General features: G+C 59.7%; 22 protein-coding genes and 1 pseudogene. 11 read left to right on the forward strand and 12 right to left on the reverse strand.

Annotated features, from left to right (window positions below):
• Positions 1–10: 10 nt before the first annotated feature.
• The gene (can, locus tag ABRZ28_RS17965) at positions 11–652 is read right to left on the reverse strand and encodes a carbonate dehydratase (RefSeq protein ID WP_319604359.1); all 642 of its coding nucleotides are present in this window, start codon (positions 650–652) and stop codon (positions 11–13) included.
• Between the two features lie 126 nt (positions 653–778).
• Between can and ABRZ28_RS17970 the strand changes: the two genes are divergently transcribed.
• Together ABRZ28_RS17970 and ABRZ28_RS17975 are read left to right on the forward strand one after the other, a co-directional pair.
• A complete protein-coding gene (locus tag ABRZ28_RS17970; protein ID WP_330521041.1) occupies positions 779–1,702 on the forward strand; it encodes an ABC transporter ATP-binding protein in 924 nt (307 codons plus the stop codon).
• Positions 1,699–2,469, forward strand: coding sequence for an ABC transporter permease (locus ABRZ28_RS17975; protein ID WP_319604357.1), 771 nt, complete (start codon positions 1,699–1,701; stop codon positions 2,467–2,469). Before ABRZ28_RS17970 ends, ABRZ28_RS17975 begins: the two co-directional genes overlap by 4 nt.
• 52 nt (positions 2,470–2,521) lie before the next feature.
• Here ABRZ28_RS17975 and ssuE read toward each other — a convergent pair whose 3' ends face one another.
• Positions 2,522–3,076 (reverse strand): NADPH-dependent FMN reductase, encoded by a 555-nt coding sequence (gene ssuE / locus ABRZ28_RS17980; RefSeq protein WP_330521042.1) that lies wholly within the window; start codon positions 3,074–3,076, stop codon positions 2,522–2,524.
• Between the two features lie 637 nt (positions 3,077–3,713).
• Positions 3,714–5,681: an aliphatic sulfonate ABC transporter substrate-binding protein gene (locus tag ABRZ28_RS17985; protein ID WP_330521043.1), complete on the reverse strand. Its 1,968-nt coding sequence runs from the start codon at positions 5,679–5,681 to the stop codon at positions 3,714–3,716.
• A 276-nt stretch (positions 5,682–5,957) separates the two neighbouring features.
• Here ABRZ28_RS17985 and ssuD point away from each other — a divergent pair, with 276 nt between their 5' ends.
• The 8 genes from ssuD (at position 5,958) to ABRZ28_RS18025 (ending at position 15,370) form a co-directional block, all read left to right on the forward strand.
• Positions 5,958–7,133: an FMNH2-dependent alkanesulfonate monooxygenase gene (gene ssuD / locus ABRZ28_RS17990; RefSeq protein ID WP_319604354.1), complete on the forward strand. Its 1,176-nt coding sequence runs from the start codon at positions 5,958–5,960 to the stop codon at positions 7,131–7,133.
• A gap of 29 nt (positions 7,134–7,162) precedes the next feature.
• A complete protein-coding gene (locus tag ABRZ28_RS17995; protein WP_330521044.1) occupies positions 7,163–8,560 on the forward strand; it encodes an FAD/NAD(P)-binding protein in 1,398 nt (465 codons plus the stop codon).
• Positions 8,561–8,639: 79 nt separating this feature from the next.
• Positions 8,640–10,055, forward strand: a complete 1,416-nt coding sequence (locus ABRZ28_RS18000; RefSeq protein WP_319604352.1) for an LLM class flavin-dependent oxidoreductase — start codon at positions 8,640–8,642, stop codon at positions 10,053–10,055.
• Positions 10,052–11,071 carry a methionine ABC transporter ATP-binding protein gene (locus tag ABRZ28_RS18005; RefSeq protein ID WP_330521045.1) on the forward strand — a complete coding sequence of 340 codons (1,020 nt, stop codon included), beginning with the start codon at positions 10,052–10,054 and terminating at the stop codon, positions 11,069–11,071. Before ABRZ28_RS18000 ends, ABRZ28_RS18005 begins: the two co-directional genes overlap by 4 nt.
• Positions 11,068–11,778, forward strand: a complete 711-nt coding sequence (locus ABRZ28_RS18010) for a methionine ABC transporter permease (protein ID WP_330521046.1) — start codon at positions 11,068–11,070, stop codon at positions 11,776–11,778. The genes ABRZ28_RS18005 and ABRZ28_RS18010 overlap by 4 nt, the downstream gene beginning before the upstream one ends.
• Positions 11,775–12,653: a MetQ/NlpA family ABC transporter substrate-binding protein gene (locus ABRZ28_RS18015; RefSeq protein ID WP_330521048.1), complete on the forward strand. Its 879-nt coding sequence runs from the start codon at positions 11,775–11,777 to the stop codon at positions 12,651–12,653. Before ABRZ28_RS18010 ends, ABRZ28_RS18015 begins: the two co-directional genes overlap by 4 nt.
• Positions 12,654–12,689: 36 nt before the next feature.
• Positions 12,690–14,144 carry an MFS transporter gene (locus tag ABRZ28_RS18020; protein ID WP_319604348.1) on the forward strand — a complete coding sequence of 485 codons (1,455 nt, stop codon included), beginning with the start codon at positions 12,690–12,692 and terminating at the stop codon, positions 14,142–14,144.
• Positions 14,141–15,370: an acyl-CoA dehydrogenase family protein gene (locus ABRZ28_RS18025; protein WP_330521049.1), complete on the forward strand. Its 1,230-nt coding sequence runs from the start codon at positions 14,141–14,143 to the stop codon at positions 15,368–15,370. The genes ABRZ28_RS18020 and ABRZ28_RS18025 overlap by 4 nt, the downstream gene beginning before the upstream one ends.
• A 116-nt stretch (positions 15,371–15,486) precedes the next feature.
• Here the strand turns inward: ABRZ28_RS18025 and panD are convergent, their stop codons facing one another.
• The 9 genes and pseudogenes from panD to thpR all read right to left on the reverse strand — a co-directional run bounded on the left by panD (position 15,487) and on the right by thpR (position 22,715).
• Positions 15,487–15,867 (reverse strand): aspartate 1-decarboxylase, encoded by a 381-nt coding sequence (gene panD, locus ABRZ28_RS18030; RefSeq protein WP_319604346.1) that lies wholly within the window; start codon positions 15,865–15,867, stop codon positions 15,487–15,489.
• 16 nt (positions 15,868–15,883) lie between these two features.
• Entirely contained in the window at positions 15,884–16,738 is an 855-nt protein-coding gene (gene panC, locus ABRZ28_RS18035) for a pantoate--beta-alanine ligase (protein WP_330521050.1), read from the reverse strand.
• A gap of 29 nt (positions 16,739–16,767) precedes the next feature.
• Positions 16,768–17,562, reverse strand: coding sequence for a 3-methyl-2-oxobutanoate hydroxymethyltransferase (gene panB, locus ABRZ28_RS18040; RefSeq protein ID WP_319604344.1), 795 nt, complete (start codon positions 17,560–17,562; stop codon positions 16,768–16,770).
• Positions 17,563–17,669: 107 nt separating this feature from the next.
• A complete protein-coding gene (gene folK / locus ABRZ28_RS18045; RefSeq protein WP_330521051.1) occupies positions 17,670–18,164 on the reverse strand; it encodes a 2-amino-4-hydroxy-6-hydroxymethyldihydropteridine diphosphokinase in 495 nt (164 codons plus the stop codon).
• A complete protein-coding gene (gene pcnB / locus ABRZ28_RS18050; protein ID WP_330521084.1) occupies positions 18,164–19,576 on the reverse strand; it encodes a polynucleotide adenylyltransferase PcnB in 1,413 nt (470 codons plus the stop codon). The genes folK and pcnB overlap by 1 nt, the downstream gene beginning before the upstream one ends.
• 63 nt (positions 19,577–19,639) lie before the next feature.
• Positions 19,640–20,553: pseudogene (gene gluQRS / locus ABRZ28_RS18055) on the reverse strand (tRNA glutamyl-Q(34) synthetase GluQRS).
• 142 nt (positions 20,554–20,695) lie between these two features.
• Positions 20,696–21,151: an RNA polymerase-binding protein DksA gene (gene dksA / locus ABRZ28_RS18060; RefSeq protein ID WP_136168102.1), complete on the reverse strand. Its 456-nt coding sequence runs from the start codon at positions 21,149–21,151 to the stop codon at positions 20,696–20,698.
• Positions 21,152–21,466: 315 nt separating this feature from the next.
• Complete coding sequence (gene sfsA, locus ABRZ28_RS18065) at positions 21,467–22,171, reverse strand: DNA/RNA nuclease SfsA (protein WP_330521054.1); 705 nt, start codon at positions 22,169–22,171, stop codon at positions 21,467–21,469.
• Positions 22,172–22,178: 7 nt separating this feature from the next.
• Positions 22,179–22,715 (reverse strand): RNA 2',3'-cyclic phosphodiesterase, encoded by a 537-nt coding sequence (thpR, locus tag ABRZ28_RS18070; RefSeq protein WP_319604340.1) that lies wholly within the window; start codon positions 22,713–22,715, stop codon positions 22,179–22,181.
• Between the two features lie 75 nt (positions 22,716–22,790).
• Here thpR and hrpB point away from each other — a divergent pair, with 75 nt between their 5' ends.
• Positions 22,791–25,235, forward strand: coding sequence for an ATP-dependent helicase HrpB (hrpB, locus tag ABRZ28_RS18075; protein WP_330521055.1), 2,445 nt, complete (start codon positions 22,791–22,793; stop codon positions 25,233–25,235).
• Positions 25,236–25,240: the final 5 nt, after the last annotated feature.

Genomic DNA, 25,240 nt, shown 5'->3' on the forward strand with positions numbered 1-25,240 from the left:
TCATTAGCGCTCAGGAGAGAGAGGACATCGCGCGACGATAGCGTTGTTCCAGCGTTTCCCGACTGGTGGCGCTGATTTCCAGATCGCGCAGTCGTCCGTCCTGAATACCATAAACCCATCCATGGATTGTCACCTTCTGGCCGCGTTTCCAGGCCGACTGCATCACGGTAGAATGACCGAGGTTGTAAACCTGCTCGATCACGTTGATTTCACACAGCGTATTCAACCGCTGTTCCGGGGGTAATTCTCCCAGCAGCGAGCTATGCTTGTACCACAAATCACGGATGTGCAGCAGCCAGTTATTGATTAAGCCCAATTCCGGGTTTTCCACCGCAGCCTGTACGCCGCCGCAGCCGTAGTGGCCGCAGATGATGATATGTTCGACTTCCAGAACTTCAACGGCGTACTGCACCACGGAAAGACAGTTCAGATCGGTATGGATCACCAGATTGGCGACGTTGCGATGCACAAATAATTCGCCCGGCTCCAGGCTGGTCAGACTTTCTGCCGGCACCCGGCTGTCCGAACAGCCGATCCACAAAAAACGGGGGCGTTGCGCCAGCGACAGTCGTTCAAAATAACCGGGGTCTTCTTCCACCATCGTTGTCGACCAGCGTTGGTTATTGGCGATGAGCGTTTCGATTTCTTTCATGAAAGTAAATGACCTGTAACAAACAAATAGCAGAGAGGTAATATAGGACAACAATCGCCGTTTGAAAAACGATAGTTGAAGAATTGAAACTGTAGAACTTACTGATAATAAGGCAACGCATTTTTTATGACATATGCATTGGAACTGTCGCAGTTAACCAAAACCTATTCAGGAGGCGTCAGGGCGCTGCGCGGCATCGATCTTCGCGTCGAGGCGGGCGATTTCTACGCGCTGTTGGGACCGAACGGCGCAGGGAAGTCCACCACCATCGGCATTATCAGCTCCCTCGTCAATAAAACCGCCGGCAAGGTCAGGGTGTTTGGTTACGATCTTGAGCAGGATGTGGTTAACGCGAAGCGTCAATTGGGGCTGGTGCCGCAAGAATTTAACTTTAATCCGTTTGAAACCGTCTTGCAGATCGTGGTCAATCAGGCGGGATATTACGGCGTCAAGCGTCAGGACGCGCAGCAACGGGCGGAAAAATACCTGAAACAGCTGGATTTATGGGGAAAACGCGACGAACGCGCGCGTATGTTGTCCGGCGGCATGAAGCGGCGTCTGATGATTGCGCGCGCGCTGATGCATGAGCCGAAATTACTGATTCTCGATGAACCCACCGCCGGGGTGGATATCGAACTGCGCCGCTCCATGTGGGGATTTCTGAAAGAGCTCAACGCGCAGGGAACCACGATTATTCTGACCACCCACTATCTGGAAGAAGCAGAGATGCTATGCCGCAACATCGGCATTATCCAGAATGGCGAACTGGTGGAAAATACCTCCATGAAGCACCTGCTTTCCAAACTTAAATCAGAAACCTTTATTTTCGATCTGGCGCTCAAGAGCCCGCTGCCGAAACTTGACGGGTATAAGCATCGTTTGCTGGATACCTCCACGCTGGAGGTCGAAGTGATGCGCGAACAGGGGTTGAACGGCGTATTCAGCCAGCTCAGCGCGCAGGGCATTCAGGTGTTGAGTATGCGCAACAAGGCCAACCGGTTGGAAGAGCTGTTCGTCGCTCTGGTTAATGGTAATGGAGAAAAAGCATGATGCGTTTGTATTGGGTGGCGTTGCAGAGCCTGTGGATTAAAGAGGTGCATCGTTTCGGCCGTATCTGGATACAGACGCTGGTCCCGCCGGTTATCACCATGACGTTGTATTTCATCATCTTCGGCAATCTAATCGGTTCACGCATTGGCGATATGCACGGTTTTGATTATATGCAGTTTATCGTCCCCGGACTGATTATGATGTCGGTGATCACCAATGCGTATGCCAACGTGGCGTCGTCCTTTTTTAGCGCGAAATTTCAGCGCAATATTGAAGAACTGCTGGTGGCGCCGGTGCCGACGCACGTGGTGATCGCCGGTTATGTCGGGGGCGGCGTCGCGCGCGGGATTTGCGTCGGGGTGCTGGTCACGGCGGTATCGCTGTTTTTCGTCCCCCTGCATGTTCATGCCTGGTGGATTATCGTAGTGACGCTGTTGCTGACGGCGGTGTTGTTCTCGCTGGCGGGGTTGTTGAACGCGGTGTTTGCCAAAAGCTTTGATGACATCAGCTTAATCCCCACCTTTGTGCTGACGCCGCTAACCTATCTGGGCGGCGTATTTTATTCGCTGGCGCTGTTGCCGCCGTTCTGGCAGTCGGTATCGAAGCTGAATCCCATTGTGTATATGATCAGCGGCTTTCGCTATGGTTTCCTCGGCATTCAGGATGTGCCGCTGGCGTTCACCATGTCGGTATTGATCGCCTTTATCGCGGCGTTTTACCTGCTGGCATGGTGGCTGATTGAGAACGGCCGCGGCTTGCGTAGCTGAGTTCCGCCAATCCGCCGGGGGGATGGATTTACCATGCCGCCCGGCGGATCGTTTATGAAAACGCCGGCGCGCGATAGTGGGCTTGCCGATCCAGCGCGCGGGCAAAGTCGCTGAGCGAGGCGGTCAGGCGGGCTTCCAGCGACGCGCTTAACAGCGGCGTGTGGTCGTAGTGGGTAATCTGACTGTCCTCGGCGAAGACGCCGTGCAATATTTCCTGCGCTTTCAGCGCATTCAGCACCGGCTTCAGAGCGTAATCCAGCGCCAGCATATGGTTGGACGATCCGCCGCTGGCCAGCGGCAAAATCACTTTATTTTCAAACGCCCGCTCCGGCAGCAGATCAAGCAGGGTTTTCAGCGCCCCGGTGAAAGAGGCTTTGTATACCGGCGTGCTGATAATCACCCCGTCGGCGGCGGCCAACTGGTCGATAAAAACCTTTAGTCCGGGGCTGTCGAATTTGGCGTACAGCAGATCTTCCGGATTAAAATTAAATAGGTTCCAGGGAATCACGTTAATACCCTTTTCTTCAAGCCAGCGTTGGGAAAACGTCAGCAGCGCGCTTGAGCGGGAAGGAATACGCGGACTGCCGGCCAGGGTGATAACGTTCATTCTATCTCCTAAAGATGACATCATGTCGAAGAACGGCCGTAAGCCGCTCTCTACTCATTAACGTGGTTTACAGATGGTTAACTAATCTATACCCGCGTGATAACAGGAGAAATATGATTTCCGGCTGTTGATATTCGTAATCCGCAAATAGCGGATAATCCCCCCGACGGCGCTGAGGGATCCCCACAAAAATACCTTGTTTGTATCTTTGTATTTAACGTTTTCATATTAAATACAAATTCAGTGTTTAAGCCATTCACCCCATGGCGTAAGAAATTACGCTGAGGTGGACGACCCCGCGAATGAGCAGCATGGATGCTGCTCAAGCCAGTGCCGCGTCGGACAAAAACGCCGGGAGCGTTTTTGAACAGCGCTTGCGCTGGCCCGGTAGGGCGAGTCTCAGGGATGAGACGAGTATTCCGTCACTGGCGGTTCGGAAAAGGGGGCGACCGCCGAAGGGACCGCGCCAGCGGCGTGATTTCAGCCACAAGCCCGGGTCCGTAGGGTGGTGGCGTTTGAACCACCCTGCGTCGGGCGCGTGCTACGACATAGCAGAGAAACGGCGGCTTTATCGCGCACGAAATATTCTCCGATGTGGCATATTCCAATTTATGGGGATCTCTCAGCCCGGCGGCGCTTAATATCGCCCGGCGCTATGTTCCGCATATAGCGGCGCCGGCGGCGACGGCGAACCGGTGCGCCAAATGGCGTCGCGAATATTGATGGCGCGCGGCAGCAATCCCAGGGCGAAAAAACGATCGGCGATGATTTGCTGCTCGCGAATAACGTGGGTATTCATAAAGCGCGGCTTATTGCTGCGGCGCGACAGGGCCAGTTCCAGCGTGGCGCGCGGCAGGCCCAGCTCGGCCGCAAGCAGGGCGGTGGCTTCCGCTCGCTGGTTGTCGATGTAATTGCCGGTTTTCTGCAATGCCGCGAACAATTGTTGCAGGATATCCTCGGATCGTTCGGAAAACTGGCGCTGGGCCAGATAGAACTGCTGGTTCTGCACCCGCTGGCGGCCGTCCGCCAGCACCCGCAGATCGCCGTTGCGCTCGGCGTCGCTCAGCAGCGGATCCCATAACAGCCAGGCGTCCACCGCCTGATAGTCGCTGGGCGCCAACGGATATTTCGGCGGGGCGTAGATAATACGCACGTCCTGCAAGGTCAGCGCGTGTTCATCGAGCAGTTGCAGCAACAGGTAATGCACATTGGAGCCTTTGTTGACGGCGATGCGCTTGCCGCGCAGTTCGGCGACGCTGGCGATGGGGCTGTCCCGGGCCACCAGCAAGGCCACGCTCTGCGGCGCCGGCGGCTCGTAGGCGACATACACCAGCGGGCAACCCTGGGACTGGGCGAAAATCGGCGGTACTTCGCCGGTGGTGCCGAAATCGATCTCGTCGCTGTGCAAGGCATGCAGCAACTGCGGCCCCGCCGGGAATTCGCTCCACGACACATTGATGCCCTGACCGGCGAACAGCGACTCCAGACTTTGCCGCGCCTTAAGCACCCCCAGATTGCCGAATTTCTGATAGCCGATGCGCAGCTCCCGATCGAGCGATGGCCCGGCGGCGCAGCGCCGCGGCCAGTTCAGGCTCGACGCCGAACGCCGCCGCGGCTTGACCAGCCCCTGATGCGCCAAATGGGTACGCAGGGTATTGCGGCTGATCCCCAGCATGGCCGCGGTCTGTATCTGGTTGCCGTTGCAGATGTCGAAAGCATTGCGCACCAGCGATTGGGTCACCCGCTGAAAAATCTGTCCGGCGTCGCTCTGTAGGTGCTGGCGGATAAAGCGGTCCAGTTCTTCCGTCTCCGTCGCGGCGGGGATTTCCGTGGTGCTGGTCAGGCGCAGTTGCCGGGGCGTGATCACCGATTCTTTGCTCAGCAGCACCGCATTGTGCAGGGTATTTTCCAACTCGCGGATATTTCCCGGCCACGGGTAATCCATCAGCAGTTGATGCGCCTCCGCGGAGAGCTGAAGCAGCGGCCGCCCCAGCCGATGAGCGTACAGCGTGAGGAAATGTTCCGCCAGCAGCGGAATGTCCTCCCGGCGCTGGCGCAGCGGCGGCAGGGTGACGGCCGCGACGTTAAGCCGATAGTAGAGATCTTCGCGGAAGCGTTTTTCGCGGATGGCGTGCGCCAAATCCACATGGGTGGCGGCAATCACCCGCACGTTGACCTTGATGGGCCGACGCGAACCGACGCGGGTGATCTCCCTCTCCTGCAACACCCGCAGCAATTTCACCTGAAGCGACAGGCTAAGTTCGCCGATTTCATCCAGCAGTAAGGTGCCGCCCTCGGCGGCTTCGAACCATCCCTGATGGGTTTCGGTCGCGCCGGTGAACGCGCCTTTCTGATGGCCGAACAGTTCCGCTTCGGCCAGGCTTTCATTCAGCGCGCCGCAGTTGACGGCCAGAAAAGGCTGCTGGCGGCGCGGACTGTTATGGTGCAAATAGCGGGCGACCACCTCTTTCCCGGTGCCGGTTTCACCAATGATCAGCACGGTGGCATCGGTGGGCGCCAGTTGATCCAGTACGTTCTGAAACGCGATGGAAGCGGGATCGATCAGCACTGGTTTGTCCGAAGAGAAGGGGCGTCGGTTATGCATAAGTAGCTCCGTGGTTACGGCGGTGTGAAAATCCTATCCGAGTCGCCGGTAAAGGGCGAGAGCCCTAAAGAGGCAAAATGCTGCTTTTGCAGCAGTGAGGGTCAAGGCGCTGTTGCATATGCAACAGCAACGGCATGACGGTGATTTTTTTAATTTATTGATTTTTATATTTTTTATTCGTTTTTAATCTTGGCATGCATTGTGCTGACATCGTTTATAACGAAAGGCGGTTTTTCTATCTACATATAAGACATATTGTTATATAGGAAATGCATAATGAGCCAGGCGCAGCAACAAGCTATCAACGTTTTTTGGTTTTTGCCCACCCACGGCGACGGCCGCTATCTGGGAACCACGGAAGGCGGACGCGCGGTGGATCTGCCCTATCTGCAACAGGTGGCGCTGGCCGCCGACAACCTCGGCTATTACGGCGTGCTGATCCCGACCGGCAAAAGCTGCGAGGATTCGTGGCTGATCGCTTCGGCGCTGGCGCCGATTACCCGTCGCCTGCGTTATCTGGTGGCGGTGCGTCCGGGATTGCAGCCGCCGTCGCTGGCGGCGCGTATGGCCGCCACGCTGGATCGCTTATCCGCGGGCCGCCTGCTGATTAACGTGGTGACCGGCGGCGATCCGGTGGAAAACCGCGGCGACGGCATTTTTCTCAGTCACGCCGAACGCTATGAGGTGACGCAGGAGTTCCTCACCGTCTATTCACGCTTGCTCAAAGGGGAGAAGGTCGACTTCACCGGCAAACATATCCGCGTCGAGGGGGCGGAGATTCTGTTTCCGCCGGTGCAGGAGAACGGCCCGCCGCTCTATTTCGGCGGATCTTCCCCGGAAGCGATCGACGTCGCCGCCAATCAGATCGACAGCTACCTCACCTGGGGAGAGCCGGTCGAGCAGGTGGCGGAGAAACTGGCGCGGGTGCGCCGGCGGGCGGCCGCAGCGGGACGCACGCTAAGCTACGGCATCCGTCTGCATGTGATCGTGCGTGAAACCGAGGAGGAAGCCTGGGCGGCGGCGGACCGGCTGATCGCCCATCTTGACGAGGAGACCATCGCCAGCGCGCAGAAAATCTTCGCCCGCATGGACTCCACCGGACAACAGCGCATGAGCGCTCTGCACGGCGGTTCGCGCGACAGTCTGCGCATCGGCCCCAATCTCTGGGCCGGGGTGGGACTGGTGCGCGGCGGCGCCGGCACCGCGCTGGTGGGCAATCCGCAGCAGGTGGCCGAACGCATCCGCGAATATCAGGCGCTGGGTATCGAGAACTTTATTTTTTCCGGCTATCCGCACCTGGAGGAAGCGCACCGCTTTGCCGAACTGGTGATGCCGCTGCTGCCGGTCTCCGAAGCGGCGGAGCGTCAGGCGCGTCAGGTGAATACCGGGCCGTTCGGCGAAACCATCGGCGGCGATAAACGGCCGGTTAACAAACAGGCCGGCGCGCGTTGAGCGCCGGCGTCATGGAGAGGGAAGAGCGCATGACTAAACGGCGGATAGTGATTGTCGGCGGCGGCTATACCGGTACGGCGGTGGCGATTCATCTGGCGCGCGCCGCCCGGCCGGAGCTGGAGATAACCGTGGTGGAGCCGCGCGCGCAGGTGGGGCAGGGCGTGGCCTATTCCAGCGCCGACGCGGCGCACCGTATCAACGTGCCGGCGGAAAGGATGTGGCTGTCGCGCGCCGAGCAAGACAGTTTCGAGCGCTGGTTCGAGGAAACCGGCGGCCTGCGCGACGACCCCGACGCGCGCTGGCGGGACGGCAAAATCTACCCGCGGCGCGGCGTGTTCGGCCGCTACATGGCGGAGAAATTCGCCCAGGCGGCGGGCGGGAATTTGCGTCATCTGCAAGACCGCGCCGTTGACTGGCGGGACGGATTCATCGTCACGGAACAGGGCGTCAGGCTGAAAGCCGATGGCGTGGCGCTGGCCGTCAGTCATCCGCAGCCGTCGCTGCCGAGTCCGCTGGCGCAGGTACGTCATCCCGGACTGATCGCCGACCCCTGGCGTCACGACGCGCTGGATGCGGTGGCGGAGAACGATCGGGTGGCGATTATCGGCAGCGGTTTAACCATGGCCGACGTGGTGGCGTCGTTGCAACGGCGGGGGCATCGCGGCGCCATCGTGGCGTTTTCCCGCCGCGGCCTGCTGTCCCGCCCCAACGTCGGCGGCGACTTTCCCGACTGGACGCTGGAGATATCGCCGGCGCAGGCCGCCACGCCGCGCGCGCTGCTGAGGCTCATCCGCCAGGAAGTTCAGCGCGCCGCCCTCCAGCGGCAGCCCTGGCAAAAGGTGCTGGATGAGATTCGCGTCAACGGGCAACAGCTATGGCAGCAGTGGCCGCAGGCCGAGCAGCGGCGTTTCCTGCGCCACCTGCGCGCCTACTGGGACGTACACCGTTACCGCGTCGCTCCGCAGGTCAGCGCGCTGTTGGCGCAACAGCGCGCGCAGGGCAGCCTGCGGGTGCTGGCCGCCCGGCTGCAACAGGCGTCGGTGGGCGACGATAACGCCATCGCGCTGCAACTGCGAAAACGCGGCGGCGGCGCGGAAACCCTGCATGTCGACCGGCTGGTCGTCACCACCGGCCCGGCCCACGGTACGCTGCTGGAGAGCAATCCGCTGTTCCGGGCGCTGGCTCAACGCGGCGAGCTGCGCGCCGACCCGCTCGGGCTGGGGCTGCTGGTCGATGAGCACAGTCGGGTTATTGACCGGCACGGCCGGGCGAATCCGCGCCTGCTGGTGGCCGGCCCCGCGGCACGCGGGCGTTTTGGCGAACTGATCGGTTTGCCGCAGGTCGCCGACCACGCCGAGGCCATCGCCCACCAACTGCTGGCCGCCGTCACTTCCGGCGACGCGCAGCGATGTCCCGCGCCATCCTGAATCTTCTCTACTGAGTTAACCCGATAACAATAACCCGGCCAAGACAGGGCACCGGTCCGGGATCGCTATGGAGAAAACTATGTCATCGCAACGTGAAATCCGGCTTAACGCCTTTGATATGAACTGCGTCGGTCATCAGTCGCCCGGCCTGTGGGCGCACCCGCGCGACCGTTCCTGGCAGTACAAGGATCTGGAATACTGGACCGATCTGGCGCGCCTGCTGGAGCGGGGCAAGTTCGACGGTCTGTTTATCGCCGACGTGCTGGGGATTTACGATGTGCTGAACGGCAACGGCGACGCGGCCATCCGCCAGGCGACGCAGGTGCCGGTCAACGATCCGCTGGCGCTGATCACCCCGATGGCGCTGGTCACCGAGCATCTGGGCTTCGGGCTGACCGCCTCGCTCTCTTTTGAGCATCCGTATCCCTTCGCCCGCCGGCTCTCCACCCTCGACCACCTGACCAAAGGGCGGGTCGGCTGGAATATCGTCACCTCCTATCTGGAAAGCGGCGCGCGCAATATCGGCCAGCAGAGCCAGACCGACCACGATGCGCGCTACGACTACGCCGACGAGTATCTGGAGGTGGTGTACAAACTGCTGGAAGGCAGTTGGGAAGAGGGGGCTGTTCTGCGCGATCGCCAGCGGCGCATTTTCAGCGATCCGAGCAAAATTCATCCGATCAACCATCAGGGCAACTTCTTTCAGGTGCCGGGCATTCATCTGTGCGAACCGTCGCCGCAGCGGACGCCGGTGCTGTATCAGGCCGGCGCCTCCAGCCGCGGTAAACAGTTCGCCGCGCAGCACGCCGAGTGCGTGTTCGTCGCCTCGCCCTCCCGCGTGCTGCTGAAAAAGACGGTGGCGGATATTCGCCGCCGCGCCGTCGAAGCCGGGCGCGATCCCTACGACATCAAAATTTTTAATTTGCAAACCGTGATTGTCGGCGAGACGGACAAGGAAGCGCAGGACAAATGGCGGGAATATAAGTCCTGGGTGAGCTATGAAGGCGCGCTGGCGCTGCTTTCCGGCTGGACGGGCATCGATTTCGGGCAATACCGGCCGGATCAGGTGCTCAAGCATCTGCATACCAACGCCATCCAGTCGGCGGTGGAAAACTTCTCCACCGCCGATCCCCATCGCCAGTGGACGGTGCAGGGGCTGGCGGATTGGGTAGGGATCGGCGGCTTCGGCCCGCTGCTGGTCGGCGGCGCGGCGACGGTGGCCGACGAGTTGCAGTCCTGGGTGGAGGAGACCGACGTCGACGGCTTCAATCTGGCCTATGCGGTCACCCATGAGACCTTCAGCGACGTGGTGGAATTGTTAGTTCCCGAGCTACAGCGCCGGGGGGTATTCAAACGCGACTATGCGCCCGGCACCCTGCGGGAAAAACTGTTCGGACAGGGGCCGCGTCTCGCCGCGCCGCATCCGGGGGCCGCCTACCGGCGCGGGCCGGCGCTCAACCCGACGGAACAACCGGTGGGAGAGCGGCAGCCATGATCGATATTTCGCAACTGCATAAACAGTATCGCGGGCGCAACGGCGAGAGCGTCGAGGTGCTGAAAGGCGTGTCGTTGCAGGTGCCGGCCGGATCGATTACCGCGGTGGTCGGCCCCAGCGGCGCCGGAAAATCGACGCTGGCCAAATGCATCAGCCTGCTGGAGCGGCCGAGCAGCGGCAGCATTCAGGTCAACGGACAGGATTTGTCGCGCCTGTCCGGCGAGGCGTTGCGCCGCGAACGGCGGGCCATCGGCACGGTATTTCAGTCATCGGCGCTGCTGCAACGCAAAACCGCGTGGCAAAACGTCGCGCTGCCGCTGGAGTATCTGGGGGTGATCCCGGCCGAAATCGAACAGCGCGTGGGCCATCTGCTGGAGAGCGTCGGGCTGAGCGATAAGGCGGCGAACTATCCGGCGCAGCTTTCCGGCGGCCAGCGCCAGCGCGTCGGCATCGCCCGGGCGCTGGCGCTCAACCCGTCGGTGCTGCTGGCCGACGAAGCCACTTCCGGTCTCGACCCGGCGTCGACGCGCGCCATTCTGACGCTGCTGAAACGGCTGCGCGACGAATTCGGCCTGTCGATTATTTTGATTACCCATGAGATGGAGGCGGTGCGCAACGCCGCCGATGCGGTAGCGGAACTGCGCGACGGCGCGATCGTGCAGCAAGGGGCGGTGCGGGATTTACTGGCCGCGCCGGATTCGCTGCTCGGAAGGCAACTGTTCCCGCTGGAGGCCGTCGACGCCCAGGGGGATCTGCTGCTGCACGTCACCTATTCCGCCCGGCAGCCGGTGGCCGCCGACTGGATCAGCCACATCAGCCAACTGCGGCAGTTGCGCATCGATCTGCTCGGCGGTCATATCGAACGCGTGGGCGGTCAACTGGCGGGCCGGCTGCAATTGGCGGTGCATTTTCAGGGCGCGCCGTTGGCGCCCGGGGCGCTGGTGGAACAGCTTAGCCACTATGGGGTTATCGCCCAGGTGGCGGGTGAGTCTGAAGCATGGCGGGAGGCGGTATGACGCAAACGGCAAGCAAGGTTATCAGCCAGGATACCCCCTGGGATCAGATTCATCACCTGATGCTGCCGGCCTATGGCGAAACCTGGCTGATGGTCGGCATCGTGATGCTGTTTGTGGTCGCCGTCGGCGGGGCGGTCGGGGTGGTGTTGTTCAACACCTCGACGCGCGGTCTGTTTCCCCGTCCGCTGGCGTATCGGACATTAAGCTGGCTGGTGAATATGGGGCGCTCGCTGCCGTTTCTGGTGCTGATGGCGGCGATTATACCCTTTACCTTCTGGCTGACCGGCACCACCATCGGCATCCCGGCGGCGGTGATCCCGATGATTGTCGCCGGCGTGCCGTTCTTCGGCCGGCTGGTGGAGAACGCCCTGAATGAGCTGCCGCCGGAGGTGACCGCGGTCGGGCTGGTGTCCGGCGGCTCCCACTGGCAGATCATTACCCGCGCCCAGTTGAGCGAGGCGCTGCCGGCGCTGGTCTCCGCCATCACCCTCAATCTGATTTCGATGATCGAATACTCGGCGATCGCCGGCACCATCGGCGCGGGCGGCATCGGCTATCTGGCGGTGGTGTACGGCTATCAGCGTTTCGATCATCACATCATGATCGCCACCATTGTGGCGCTGATCGTCACCATTCAATTGATTCAGTTTATCGGCGACCGGCTGGTTGCCGCACTACGTCATCCACAGGGAACGCATTCATCATGACCCATCAGACGACTTTCACATTACGTAAAAAACGACGCTGGCCGTGGTTGCTGGCGCTGGCGGTTGTCGCGGCCATCGCCGTCGGCGTCGGGTATTTCGCCCAGCAGAAGGCGCAGGCGGTGAATTTCGGCAGCACGCTGGAGGTGCATTTCGAACCGGCGATGGCCGGGGAGGAGCGGGTGATCCAGTTCGTCGCCGAGCATATCGCGCCGGACTACGGCCTGACGCTGATTGCCAGCGGCTTGCAGGACCCGGTGCAGGCCAACCGGGCGGTGGCGGAGGGGAAATACGCCGCCACCATTTACCAGCACCAGTGGTGGCTGAAACAGGTGGTGGACGCCAACGGATTCAAGCTGACCCCCACGCTGCCGGTGTTCCAGTGGGCGTTCGGCATCTATTCCGATCGTTATCGCTCCTTCGACGACCTGCCGGACGGCGCGGAAATCGTCATCCCCAACGACGGCGCCAATCAGGGGCAGGCGCTGTGGCTGTTGCAGCGGCTGAATGTGATCGGCCTCGATCCGGCGATAGAGCCGCGTACCGCCAAATTAAAAGATATCAGGGAGAATCCGCGCCGCTTTAGCTTTAAGGAACTGGATCTGCTCACCATGCCGCGCGCGTTGAATTCGGTGGACGCCGCCATTGGTTATGTTTCGCAATTCGACGCCGGCAAAGTGCCGCGTGAGAAAGGCATTTTATTTCCGCCGGCGCCGAAAACCTTCGCCTCGCAGTTAGTGATCGGCACCGATTATTTACATAACGAAAACATTATAAAACTGCAAAAAGCCTTTGCCGACGCAAGGGTGCAGCAGTGGTTAAGGGAAACCGACGATCCGCTGGTGCAAGGCGTATTGGTGCCGGTTTCCGCCGAGTGAGTCACCTGCATAAATAAACGATAGCTAGAGGGAATTATGAGTACATTAAATATCGATGATGGAATCGATCCATCGTTATCGGCGCCGGTGCGCTCGGCCGGCGATGTGGCGCGGCTGATTAACACCCGCACCGATAGCACCAGCTATGCGCGCATGATTGTGTTTTTGGCGCTGGGCGGAATATTTCTCGATGCCTACGACCTCACCACGCTCTCTTACGGTATTGACGATGTGGTGAAAGAGTTTTCGCTGACGCCGGTGGTCACCGGGCTGGTCACCTCGTCTATCATGATCGGCACCATTATCGGCAACCTGATTGGCGGCTGGCTGACCGATAAATACGGGCGCTACTCGGTATTTATGGCCGACATGCTGTTCTTCGTGGTGTCGGCGATCGCCGCGGGGCTGGCGCCGAACGTCTGGGTGTTGATCGGCGCGCGTTTCCTGATGGGGATCGGCGTCGGGATCGATCTGCCGGTGGCGATGGCCTATCTGGCGGAGTTTTCCAAATTCAGCGGCAAAGGCAACAAGGCCGCGCGTCTCGCCGCCTGGTGTCCGATGTGGTACGCCGCCTCATCCATGTGCTTTCTGATTATCTTCGGCCTCTATTTTCTGCTGCCCGCGGAGCATATGGACTGGCTGTGGCGCGCCTCGCTGCTGTTCGGCGCGGTGCCGGCGCTGCTGATTATCGCCGTGCGGCGCAAATTCATGAATGAATCGCCGCTGTGGGCGGCCAATCAGGGCGACCTGAAAAGCGCGGTGCGCATTCTGCGCGAGTCCTACGGCATCCAGGCCCATGAAGCGGAGCCGGATCGCCCGGTGGAGGAGAAGCCCAAGCCGCCCAAGGTCAGCTTCCGCGTGCTGTTTCAGAAACCGTACCGGGAACGCACCATCGTGGCGGGCGTGATGAACCTGTGTATCGCCTTCGAATATACCGCCATCGCCTTCTTCCTGCCTTCGATTCTGGCCCAGTTCCTCGGCGCCGGGGTATTTGAAACCATCTCCGCATCGCTGGGGCTGAACGCGCTGTTCGCCTTTACCGGCGGTTTGCTCGGCATGCGGCTGGCGTGGAAATTTCCGTCGCGCCACGTGGCGATCGCCGGTTTCGCGCTGCAATTCATCGCCCTGATTGCGCTGGCGTTGATTGGTCAGCCGCAGGCCACCATCGGCATCGTGCTGGCGGTCAGCATGCTGGCGCTGTGGCTGTTTGCCGAAGGCTTCGGGCCGGGGGCGCAGCTGATGATCTATCCGGCGCTCTCTTATCCTACGTCGATTCGCGCCACCGGCGTCGGCTTCAGCCGCTCGCTGTCGGGGATAGGCAGCGCGCTGGCGCTGTTCGTGTTGCCCATTTTGCAGGCGCGCTTCGGCACCGATATGTTCTGGCTGGTATCGCTCAGCGCCATTATCCCGATTATTTTCCTGCTGGCGGTGCGTCATGAACCGACCAAACAGGATATCGACGATGTAACTGATGAAAGGAGTGAAGCATGAGCGCAAATCCGCTGATTGCGACCGGCGCCGATTACGTCCGGCTGGCCGCCCGGTTTCGTCCGATATTTACCCGCATCGCCGCGGGCGCGCTGGAGCGGGAGCGTACGCGCCAACTGCCCGATGAGCCGCTGCGCTGGCTGAAGGAGGCCGGATTCGGCGCGGTGCGTATTCCCCAGGATCAAGGGGGCGACGGCGCCTCGCTGCCGCAGCTGTTCCAACTGCTGATTGAGCTGGCCGAGGCCGATCCCAACCTGCCGCAGGCGCTGCGCGGACATCTGGCCTTCGTCGAGGATCGTCTGAATGCGCCGGACAGCCCGGAGCGCGAGCGCTGGCTGCGCCGTTTCGTCGCCGGCGAGACCGTCGGCAGCGCCTGGAGCGAAATCGGCGCGGTGAAGCTGGGGGAGGTCAACACCCGGGTAACGCCCGCCGCCGACGGCTGGCGGTTGGACGGCGAGAAGTTTTACAGCACCGGCACGCTGTTTGCCGACTGGATTGACGTCTACGCCGAGCGCGCCGACAACGGCGGATCGGTGATTGCGCTGGTCAGCACCGCGCAGGCGGCGGTACAGCGCGACGACGACTGGGACGGTTTCGGCCAGCGCCTGACCGGCAGCGGCACCACCCGCTTTAAGCAGGCGCACGTGCAGGCCGAGCATGTGTATGATTTCGCCGATCGCTTCCGCTACCAGACCGCCTTTTATCAGCAGGTGCTGCTGGCGGTGCAGGCGGGCATCGGCAGGGCAGTGACCCGCGATGCGGCGCAGGGCGTCAGCCGGCGCAAGCGCATCTACAGCCACGGCAACGGCGATCTGGTTAAGGACGACGTACAGGTTCAGCAGGTGGTCGGGCAGATATCGGCCTGGTCCTACGCGGTGGAAGCCTCGGTTCTTCAGGCGGCGACATCGTTGCAGCGCGCCTACGAGGCGCACTTCAGCGGCGACGAGGCGCTGGAGCTGGAGGCGAATATCGCCGCCGAAGTCGACGCGGCCAAAGCCCAGGCTATCGCCACCGAGCTGATCCCCAAAGCGGCGACGGAGCTGTTTAACGCGCTGGGCGCCTCCGATACCCGCGCCGATAAGGCGCTGGATCGCCACTGGCGCAACGCGCGCACCGTGGCGTCGCATAATCCGGTCATTTATAAACTACGCAATATCGGCGCCTGGGAGATCAGCGCCACGCCGCCCACCTTTATCTGGCAGATCGGCAGCAGCCGTCGGGAGGAATAACCATCCATCGATGGTTGGGGGAGAACGACGCCCATTGCCTTCCTGCAATGGGAAGGCAATGGGGTTGGAAGCGGAAGGGCTTTTTACAGCCTGAGGCGGCATGTCGCCGCCTTTCTTCAGGCTACCTGCACCGGAATGGCTTTGGCCTGGCGCTGTAGCTCGTTGTCGCCGGCGAAATAAGCCACTTTGGGATGATGGTCTCTCGCCTGTTCGTCGGACATCTGCACATAGGAACAGATAATCAGTTTGTCGCCTACGCAGGCGCAGCGCGCGGCGGCGCCGTTGACCGAAATAATCCGCGAGCCTCGCTCGCCGGCGATCGCGTAGGTTGAGAAGCGTTGGCCGTTATCGACGTTATAGATATCAATCGCTTCGTATTCCAGTATGCCGGCCGCATCCATGAAATCCTGATCGATGGCGCAGGATCCTTCATAGTGCAAATCAGCCTGGGTCACTTTTACCCGATGCAGTTTACCCTGCAACATGGTGCGTATCATGGTTTATCACCTCGGTTCAAACAGTCAAATCGACCTGCTGGTTATCAATTAATCGCGCTTTACCCAACCAGGCGGCCATTAATACCACCGCGCGGGAACTGTCTACCGTCAGCGGCAGCAGCGTTTCGGCGTCGCGAATGAATAGCTCGTCCGGCGTGAATCCGGCTTGTCTCAGGGACACTTCAGCCTGCGCGATTAACTCGTCCAACTGACGATTGCCGTCAGCCAGTTGCGCCGCGAGGGTCGCCATGATCTGATTTAATTGCGGCGCTATCCGGCGCTGCTCAGGGCTGAGATAGCCGTTGCGCGAACTGAGGGCCAGCCCGTCTTTGGCGCGCACAATCGGCACGCCGATAATGCTGATGTCATAACCCATGTCGCTGACCAACTGACGGATTAACGCCAACTGCTGGTAATCTTTCTCGCCAAAGCAGGCCAGATCGGGTTGCACCATATTAAACAACTTGCTCACAATGGTTGCGACCCCGCGGAAATGACCGGGACGGCTGGCGCCTTCCAGCATATAGGAAAGGCCGGGGACTTCGACGAAGGTTTGTTCTTCCAGCCCGTGCGGATAGATATCCTCCGGCGCGGGGGCGAAAACCAGATCGACGCCGCGGCGGGTCAGCTTCTCGCAGTCTTCCTGCAAGGTTCGTGGATAGCCGGCTAAATCATCCGGTCGTTCAAACTGCATCGGATTGACAAAAATACTGACAATGACGATGTCGGCCCGTTCTCTGGCCTCATCAACCAACCTCATGTGTCCGTCGTGCAAGTTACCCATCGTGGGAACCAGGGCGATACGTTTCCCATCCTGGCGCCAGCGGCGGATTTCACGACGTAACAACAGAGGGGTTTCAATAATCAACACGTCTATACTCCTTAACGAACGCAGCGATATTAATAGAAAGCGTGCTCTTCGGCTGGATAAATGCCTTGTTCAACTTCCTGCACATAAAGACGCGCGGCTGCGCGTATATCGCCGCTTTGTGCTAAAAAATCCTTGGCGAATTTGGGTGTTTTCTCGCCTGTGATGCCTAATGCGTCATGCATGACCAAAATTTGTCCATCGGTAACGTTGCCTGCGCCGATGCCGATGACCGGAATGGCGAGGGCTTCCGTAATGCGTTTTGCCAGCGCGACCGGCACGCATTCCAGCACCAGCAACTGCGCGCCGGCCTGCTCTATGGCCAGGGCGTCATCAAACAGTTGATTGGCCGCCGCTTCATCCCGACCCTGAACTTTATAACCGCCGAAAATATTGACGGATTGAGGCGTCAGGCCCAAATGGCCGCAGACCGGAACCGCGCGATCCGTCAGCATCCGCACGGTAGGGGCCAGCCAGGCGCCCCCTTCCAGTTTCACCATGTTGGCGCCGGCGCGCATCAGTTTGGCCGCCTGATTACAGGCTTGTTCCGGCGTCGCGCAGCTCATAAACGGCATATCGGAAAGAATCAGCGCCAGCGGCGCGCCGCGGCGCACGCAGTGCGTGTGGTAAACCAGGTCGTCGATGGTGACGGGCAGGGTGGAATCATGCCCTTGCAATGTCATTCCCAGCGAGTCGCCAATCAGCATCACACGGATGCCTTGTTCAAAAAACAAACGAGCGAAACTGGCGTCGTAAGCCGTAATTGAAGCGAACTTCCGCTGCTCTTGTTTCCATCGGCGCAAGTGAGATAGGGTCGTCGGTTTCATGACAGCCTTCCTGATTCAATCAATAGGACAAAGAATAGAGGGAGATCATTCTAATGGATGCAGGCGGGCAGCGATAGCGATCAAGCGCCCACTTGGACGAACAGCGGTCAGTCGGCGTCGTTATGCCACAGCGTCAGGCCGTTGCGATCGATGCTTGTCAGAAGATGGGCAAGGGATTGTCCGTCGGGAAAAACCAGTTCAGGGGCGATCTCCGCCAGCGGATAGAGCATAAACTCGCGATTTTTCATGTCGTAATGCGGGACGGTGAGCCGCGCCGTGCGGATGACGTCGTTGCCGAACAGCAAAATATCCAGATCCAGCGTGCGCGGCCCCCAGCGATGCGCTTTACGCACCCGGCCCTGTTCCCGCTCAATGGCTTGCGTATGATCCAACAGTCGCTCGGCATCCAGACCGGTTTCCAGCGCCGCGACGGCGTTCAGGTAATCGGGCTGATCCTGCGGACCCAATGGCCGGCTGCGGTAAAAAGAGGAGCAGCCGACCAGACGGGTTTGCGGCAGGTTATCCAGCGCCGTCAGGGCCGCATGCGCCTGTTGTAAGGGTTGTGCGAGATTACTGCCCAGCGCCAGATAAACGCGCGTCATCAGGCTTTTTCTCTGTGTGCGGCCGCCGGTTTGCGCGATCGCCGCGGGCGAGAGCGACGGTGTGGCGTCGGGCCGTCATCCAGCGAGTGCAACATCGTCTGCTGACGCGGCGGCGCGGCGACCTGGAACTCTCCCCACCACTGCGCCAGACGCAGAAGATCCTGATGTTTTTCTATTTCAGCCCGCAGGCAAAGCAGATCGTAGGCCGCCCGGAATTTAGGGTGCTCCATCAGTTTGTAGGCGCGTTTACCCTGACGCCGCGACAGGCGCAGTTGCAATTGCCAGATGTCGCGGACTAATGACGTAATGCGTTTGGGGATCGCCAGCGAACGACATTGTTCATCCAGAATGTCATTCATCGCCAGCGAGAAGGCGTCGAAATAAGCCAGACCGCTTTCCTGCGTCAGTTTCTGCGCATGTTCAATCAGCGGATACCACAGCATGGCGGAGAACAGAAACGCCGGATTGACCCGCATATTGTTTTGCAGACGTTGGTCGGTGTTTTTCAGCACCTGTTCGAGCATCCGTTCCAGCGTGGTGTCGCCGGCTTCGGTAAAGTTACGGCTGATCAATGGGAACAGCGGTTGGAAAAGCTGGTATTCACACAGCATTTTGTAGGTCGGATGACCGTAACCCGTCTGTAGCAGCTTCAGCGACTCCTCAAACATCCGCGCCGCCGGGATATCGTGCAGCAGCGAGGCGAGGCGAGGGATCGGCTCCGCCGTTTCCGGGCTGATGGTCATATCCAGTTTGGCGGCGAAGCGAACGGCGCGCAGCATGCGTACGGGATCTTCGCGATAGCGGGTTTCCGGGTCGCCGATCATGCGGATCACGCCCTGACGCAGATCGTTCAGGCCGTTGGTGTAGTCTCGGACGGTGAAATCGGCAATGCTGTAATACAGGCTATTGATGGAGAAATCGCGGCGCTGCGCGTCCTCTTCAATGGAGCCGAAAATATTGTCGCGCAGCAGCATGCCGCTCTGGGCCTGCTGGGCGGAATTCTTCGCTTCGCTCTGTTCCTGATGCTGATCGTGGTGTCCGCGGAACGTGGCGACCTCGATCACCTCCGGCCCGAACATCACGTGAGCCAGACGGAAACGGCGGCCCACCAAACGACAGTTGCGGAACAGCTTGCGTACCTGATCGGGGGTTGCGCTGGTGGTGATATCAAAATCTTTAGGCTTTTTGCCCAACAGCAGGTCACGCACGCCGCCGCCGACCAGATAAGCTTCGTAGCCCGCTTTGCTCAGACGGTAAAGTACCTTCAGCGCATTATCGCTGATGTCGCGGCGTGAAATATTATGTTGGTCGCGAGGGATCACGGTCAGATGTTGACGCGGCTCCTCGGCTTTGACCGTTTCGTGCTCACGATTCAGTACTTTACGGCAAAAATTAGCGACTCGGGTAAAGATAATACACCTCGATAGTGATCAATAATTAAAAACACAACCAAAAAAATAGCGGCTAATCATAGCTCACCAGGCTCGATTTGAGAATGCTGAAGTGATCGCGGACCGGTTTTTGCCCCCTGACGGGGAATGGGAGAGAGCGACCAATGGGCCACGGACCAGGCCAGCAATGCCGTGAGCGTCAGGTCTTGCCAGCTTTCCGGCAACGGCTGATGGAGAAATTCCAGGGCGGCGATTAATACCGGACGCGGATCGCTATCCAGCAGCGCCGGAGCGTGATTCTGTTTGGAGAGCTTGTGGCCGTCCGCATTCAGCACCAGCGGCAGGTGAATATAATCGGGTTCCTGATATCCCAGCAGCCGGTATAGCGAAATTTGCCGTACCGTTGGTTCAATCAGATCGGCGCCGCGCACGATCTCCGTAACCTGTTGCGCATGATCGTCGACCACCACGGCCAGATTATAGGCAAACAGACCATCTCGGCGATGAATAATAAAATCCTCGCCCGCAAGCGCGGGATCGGCGTGAATCTCGCCGCTCAGGCCGTCATGGAAGCTGAATACCGGCGAAGTCTGGCGTATGCGGATAGCGGCGCCTTCCGCCGGCAGGGCGAGTTCCCGGCAGTGGCCGTCATATCGGCCGCCGGACTGCTGGATACGGCTGCGGGAACAGGTGCAGTAATAACTTAATCCCTGTTGGGCGAGCCAGTGGAGCGTCTCCTGATAAAGCGCGCGGCGCTGCGACTGATAGGTGACTTCACCGTCCCAATAAAGGCCGTAGTGTTCTAACTGAGAGAGTATTCGTGCGGCGGCGCCGGGAACTTCACGCGGGGGATCGATATCTTCAATGCGCACCAGCCAGCGTCCCTGTTTGGCGCGAGCTTGCAGATAACTGCCGAGCGCGGCAATCAGTGAACCAAAGTGCAGATCGCCGGACGGGGAAGGCGCAAAGCGACCGATGTAATGATCTGTTTCGGACATATAGACAAGCACGACGCCGCTATTGCGTGGTGAACATCAAAGTACGGCGGCAGTTTCAATCAATTAAGCGGGGTAAATCCCGTACAGCCTACCCCTGGGTCAGATGACCTTGCCCGCAGGCGTAGGCTGTCAGGATGGATAATTATCCTGCCATCTGCTTTTCGCGTATTTCTGCCAGCGTTTTGCAGTCAATACACAAATCAGCCGTTGGACGGGCTTCCAGACGACGAATGCCAATCTCTACGCCACAGGATTCGCAATAACCGAAGTCTTCGTCTTCGATTTTTTGCAGTGTTTTGGCGATCTTCTTGATCAGCTTACGTTCACGATCGCGGTTGCGCAGCTCCAGGCTGAACTCTTCTTCCTGAGCGGCACGATCCACCGGATCGGGAAAATTCGCTGCTTCATCGCGCATATGCGATACAGTACGATCCACTTCGTCCCTGAGTTGGTTGCGCCATGCTTCAAGAATACGCTTGAAATGAGCCAGCTGAGCGTCGTTCATATACTCTTCGCCCGGCTTCTCCTGGTACGGCTCTACTCCGGCAATTGCGAGAATGCTCAGAGAAGATGTCTTACGGTTTTGCCCTTCTTGCATGTTGCTTCTCCTACATAACACGACACGCACTATACCCTTCTCACTCGAAGTTACAGCATTGTTCAGCGGCCCGTATTTACCTGACTGACCGACTTTCGCCGGCGCGTCAGATTCATTCGTTTTGCTTACTGCAAATCCAATTACTGGGTATATCGATCCCCCAAGGGGGAAAAACAGGCCGCTATAAATAGCAGATGAAGATTAGGTTGGCAATGGTTCCTGACACCGGCCTGATAAAGTGTGAGGAACAACGTATTATCATCGGATGATAAACAACGTGTTAGCGTGTTATTGCATGGCCACTTTATTTATCTTTCATATCAATAACGGCAACGGATCGGCTAACTTGATGCCATCGGGAGATAATGTGGCGCCGTAACATAAAACTTCAACCCCCTGTCGCCGCGCTGCGGTGAATAATTCGGCATAACGCGGGTCAATATGACGGGCAGGGGAAACCTGTTTGATGCCGGAATGCAACACCGCGAAAAATAGCACCGCCCGCTCACCGTTGGCGACGACCTGTTGCAGTTCGCGCAGATGTTTTTGCCCCCGGAGGGTGACTGCATCGGGGAAGTAGCCCTGTCCCTGTTGCAGCAATGTAACGGATTTCACCTCAATATAGCAGTTAATCTTGTCCGGCGCCTGTAGCAGCAGGTCGATGCAGCTGTTTTCCGCGCCGTACTTCACCTCGGTCTTGCAAGCGGTATAACCCGCCAACGGCGCCACCCGATTGTCCAGCAAGGCTTCGTGCAATAACGTATTGGCGCGCAGCGTGTTGACGCAAATCCAGTCGTTGCGCTGCGTTTCGGTCAACTCCCAACTGTGCGGATATTTACGTTTGGGGTTGTCCGAGGTGGAGTACCAGACGGTATCGCCGGGCGTGGCGCAGCCGGTCATCGCGCCGGTATTGGCGCAATGAAGGGTGAGGGTTTTTCCTTCCGGCGTCACCACGTCGGCAAGAAAACGTTTGTAGCGTTGAATTAACCGGGCCGGCTGTAAGCGGGGCGTGTATTGCATCGGTATCCTATTTTTGTTTGGTCAGCGGCCAGCTGGCGATGGTCTGATAGCGCGTTTTGCCATGTTCAAACAGCGACTGATACAGGGAGAAACGGCGCATGGGGATCGACCAGTTGAAATCCGCGGGCGGCAGGGCGACCGGTCTGGTCGCGCCGCGTAACAGCGTGATATGCGGGTGGAACGGTTGCGCGCTTTGATGGCAGCCATTGCGGGCCGCCTGCGAGCGCAATAGGTCGGCCAGTTGCAATAACCCCCGGGACGCCTGCCGGCAACCCATCCATACCACGCCGGGGCGCGGCCATTGGCCGGCGTCATTCAGGTCGACCGTAAATTCAGGCTGGCTGATGCGCCCGGCCAGCGTACGCAGCGCCAGTTCTTTTTGTTCGCTGATTTCGCCAAGAAAAGCCAGCGTCAGGTGAAGATTGGCGGCCGCCACCGGACGACCGGCCTCCGGAGAAAAATGGTCGGCGCGCCAGCGCACGATCTCCCGCTGGATTTTTTCCGGCAATGATAGGGCAAAAAACAGGCGTCGGGTCGGGTGCATGTCGCTCTCTTAAGTTCTGATTCCATCCGATGCTACAATGCCCGCCGTCGAAAGTTAACCTTTACGGAGATTTCTGTGATTTTACCGCCCGTCAGTGCCGTACTGAATGACGTGATAACAGCGCTGCGCGTGTCGCCTCAGGTTTTATTGCATGCGCCGACCGGTGCGGGGAAATCAACCTGGCTGCCGTTGCAACTGTTTTGCTTGGGAGAGTCGGACGGCAAGATAATTATGCTGGAGCCGCGTCGTCTGGCGGCGAAAAGCGTCGCCTGGCGTCTGGCGCAGCAGTTGGGCGAGGAGCCAGGTCAGACGGTGGGTTATCGGATGCGTGGTGAAAGCCGCGTCGGCCCCGCCACCCGTCTGGAGGTGGTGACCGAAGGCATTTTGACGCGCATGCTGCAACAGGACGCCGAACTGAACGGCGTGGCGCTGGTGATTCTGGATGAATTTCATGAGCGCAGTTTGCAGGCCGATCTGGCGCTGGCGCTATTATTGGATGTACAAGCGGGGCTGCGTGAGGATTTAAAGCTGTTGATCATGTCCGCCACGCTGGACAATACCCGGCTGACGGCGCTGCTGCCTGAGGCGGCGACGGTGGTTTCCGAAGGGCGCAGTTATCCGGTGGAACGGCACTATCATCCGTTAAATAGCCACGAACGGCTGGAAGAGGGCGTAGCCCGCCAGGTAAGACGCTTATTGAGCGAACAGTCCGGGTCGCTGTTGCTGTTTTTGCCCGGCGTGGCGGAGATCAAACGGGTACAGTCCTTGCTGGCCGATAGCATGGCGGCGGATGTGGATCTGTGTCCTTTATACGGCGCCCTGACGCTGGCGGAGCAGCAGAAAGCCATCCTGCCGGCGGCGGACGGACGGCGCAAGGTGGTGCTGGCGACCAATATCGCCGAAACCAGTCTGACCATCGAAGGGATCCGCCTGGTGGTGGACAGCGGTCTGGAACGCACCACGCGTTTTGACGTCAAAAGCGGTTTAACCCGTCTGGTGACGCAGCGCGTCAGCCAGGCGTCAATGGTGCAGCGCGCCGGGCGCGCCGGCCGGTTGAGCGCCGGTATCTGCTGGCACTTATGTTCCCGAGAACAGGCCGAACGCGCCGCCGCGCAAAGCGATGCTGAAATACTGAATAGCGATCTCAGCAGTTTTTGGCTGGATCTGTTGCAGTGGGGCTGCACGGATGTCGAACAGTTAGTCTGGCTGGATCCGCCGCCGCTTCCCGCCTTGCAGGCCGCGCGTCAGCTTTTGCGTCAACTCGGCGCTACCGACGGGCAGGGCAAGCTGACGTCGGATGGCCGCAAAATCGCCGCTCTCGGCTGCGATCCGCGGCTGGCGACGATGTTGGTTGCGGCGGCTCGCCGGGAGAAAGATGCGCTGGCGACGGCGGGCTGTCTGGCGGCGATACTGGAAGAGCCGCCGCGCGGCGGGTCGATGAATCTGCTGGACTGGCTGCATCGTCCGCTGCCGCACTGGCTGCGGCGTTCGCAACAGCTTACGCGCCGTTTATCGGCGGCGGCGGGCCGTATCGATGCGGGATGGGCCGCCTGGCTGCTGGCGCAGGGATTTGCCGATCGCATCGCCCGGCGGCGCGGTCAGGACGGCCGCTACCAGTTGGCGAACGGCGCCGGCGCGATGATGTCGCCGGACGAAGCGTTGTCCGGCGCCGACTGGCTGATGGCGCCGGCTTTATTACAGAACGACCATAGTGCGGATGCGCGCATCCTGCTGGCGCTGCCGCTGGATATCGCGCATCTGGAACAACAGTTGCCCGGCTTGATTAGCGAACATAATGTGGTGCGTTGGGACGAAGAAAAAGGTACGCTGCGCGCCGGCAAACACAGTCGGATAGGATGCCTGACGTTGCGTTCCCGGCCGTTAAATAAGCCCTCCGATGAGGAGTTGCAGTTGGCGCTGCTGGCCTGGCTGCGGGAACAAGGGCTTGCCGCGCTGAATTGGGATACGGCGTCGCAACAGCTGCGCGTCCGGCTGTTGTGCGCCCGACAGTGGTTGCCCGAGGCGAATTGGCCGACGGTGGATGACGAAACCCTGCTGGCGACGCTGGAACAGTGGCTACAGCCGTCTTTATCCGGCGTGAGGGATCTGCGCGCATTGCGGCAAATCGATTTGGTCGAGGCGTTGATGCGTTTGCTGGACTGGCCGTTGCGGCAACGGCTGGATAGCGCGTTGCCCAGCCATTACACCGTGCCGGGCGGCAGCCGGTTGGCGATTACCTACTATGAAGACAAACCGCCGGTATTGTCGGTGCGGATGCAGGAAATGTTCGGCGAGCGGCAAAGTCCGCTGCTGGCGGAAGGCCGCGTCGCGCTGGTGCTGGAGCTGTTATCGCCGGCTCAACGCCCTTTGCAGATTACGCGCGATCTGGCCGCTTTCTGGCAAGGCGCTTATCGCGAGGTGCAAAAAGAGATGAAGGGGCGTTATCCCAAGCACGTCTGGCCGGACGACCCGGCGAATGCGCTCCCGACGCGACGCACCAAAAAGTATCAGAATCATTAATTTCA

The sequence above is a fragment of the Brenneria sp. g21c3 genome (assembly GCF_040240345.1).
Lineage (GTDB): Bacteria > Pseudomonadota > Gammaproteobacteria > Enterobacterales > Enterobacteriaceae > Brenneria.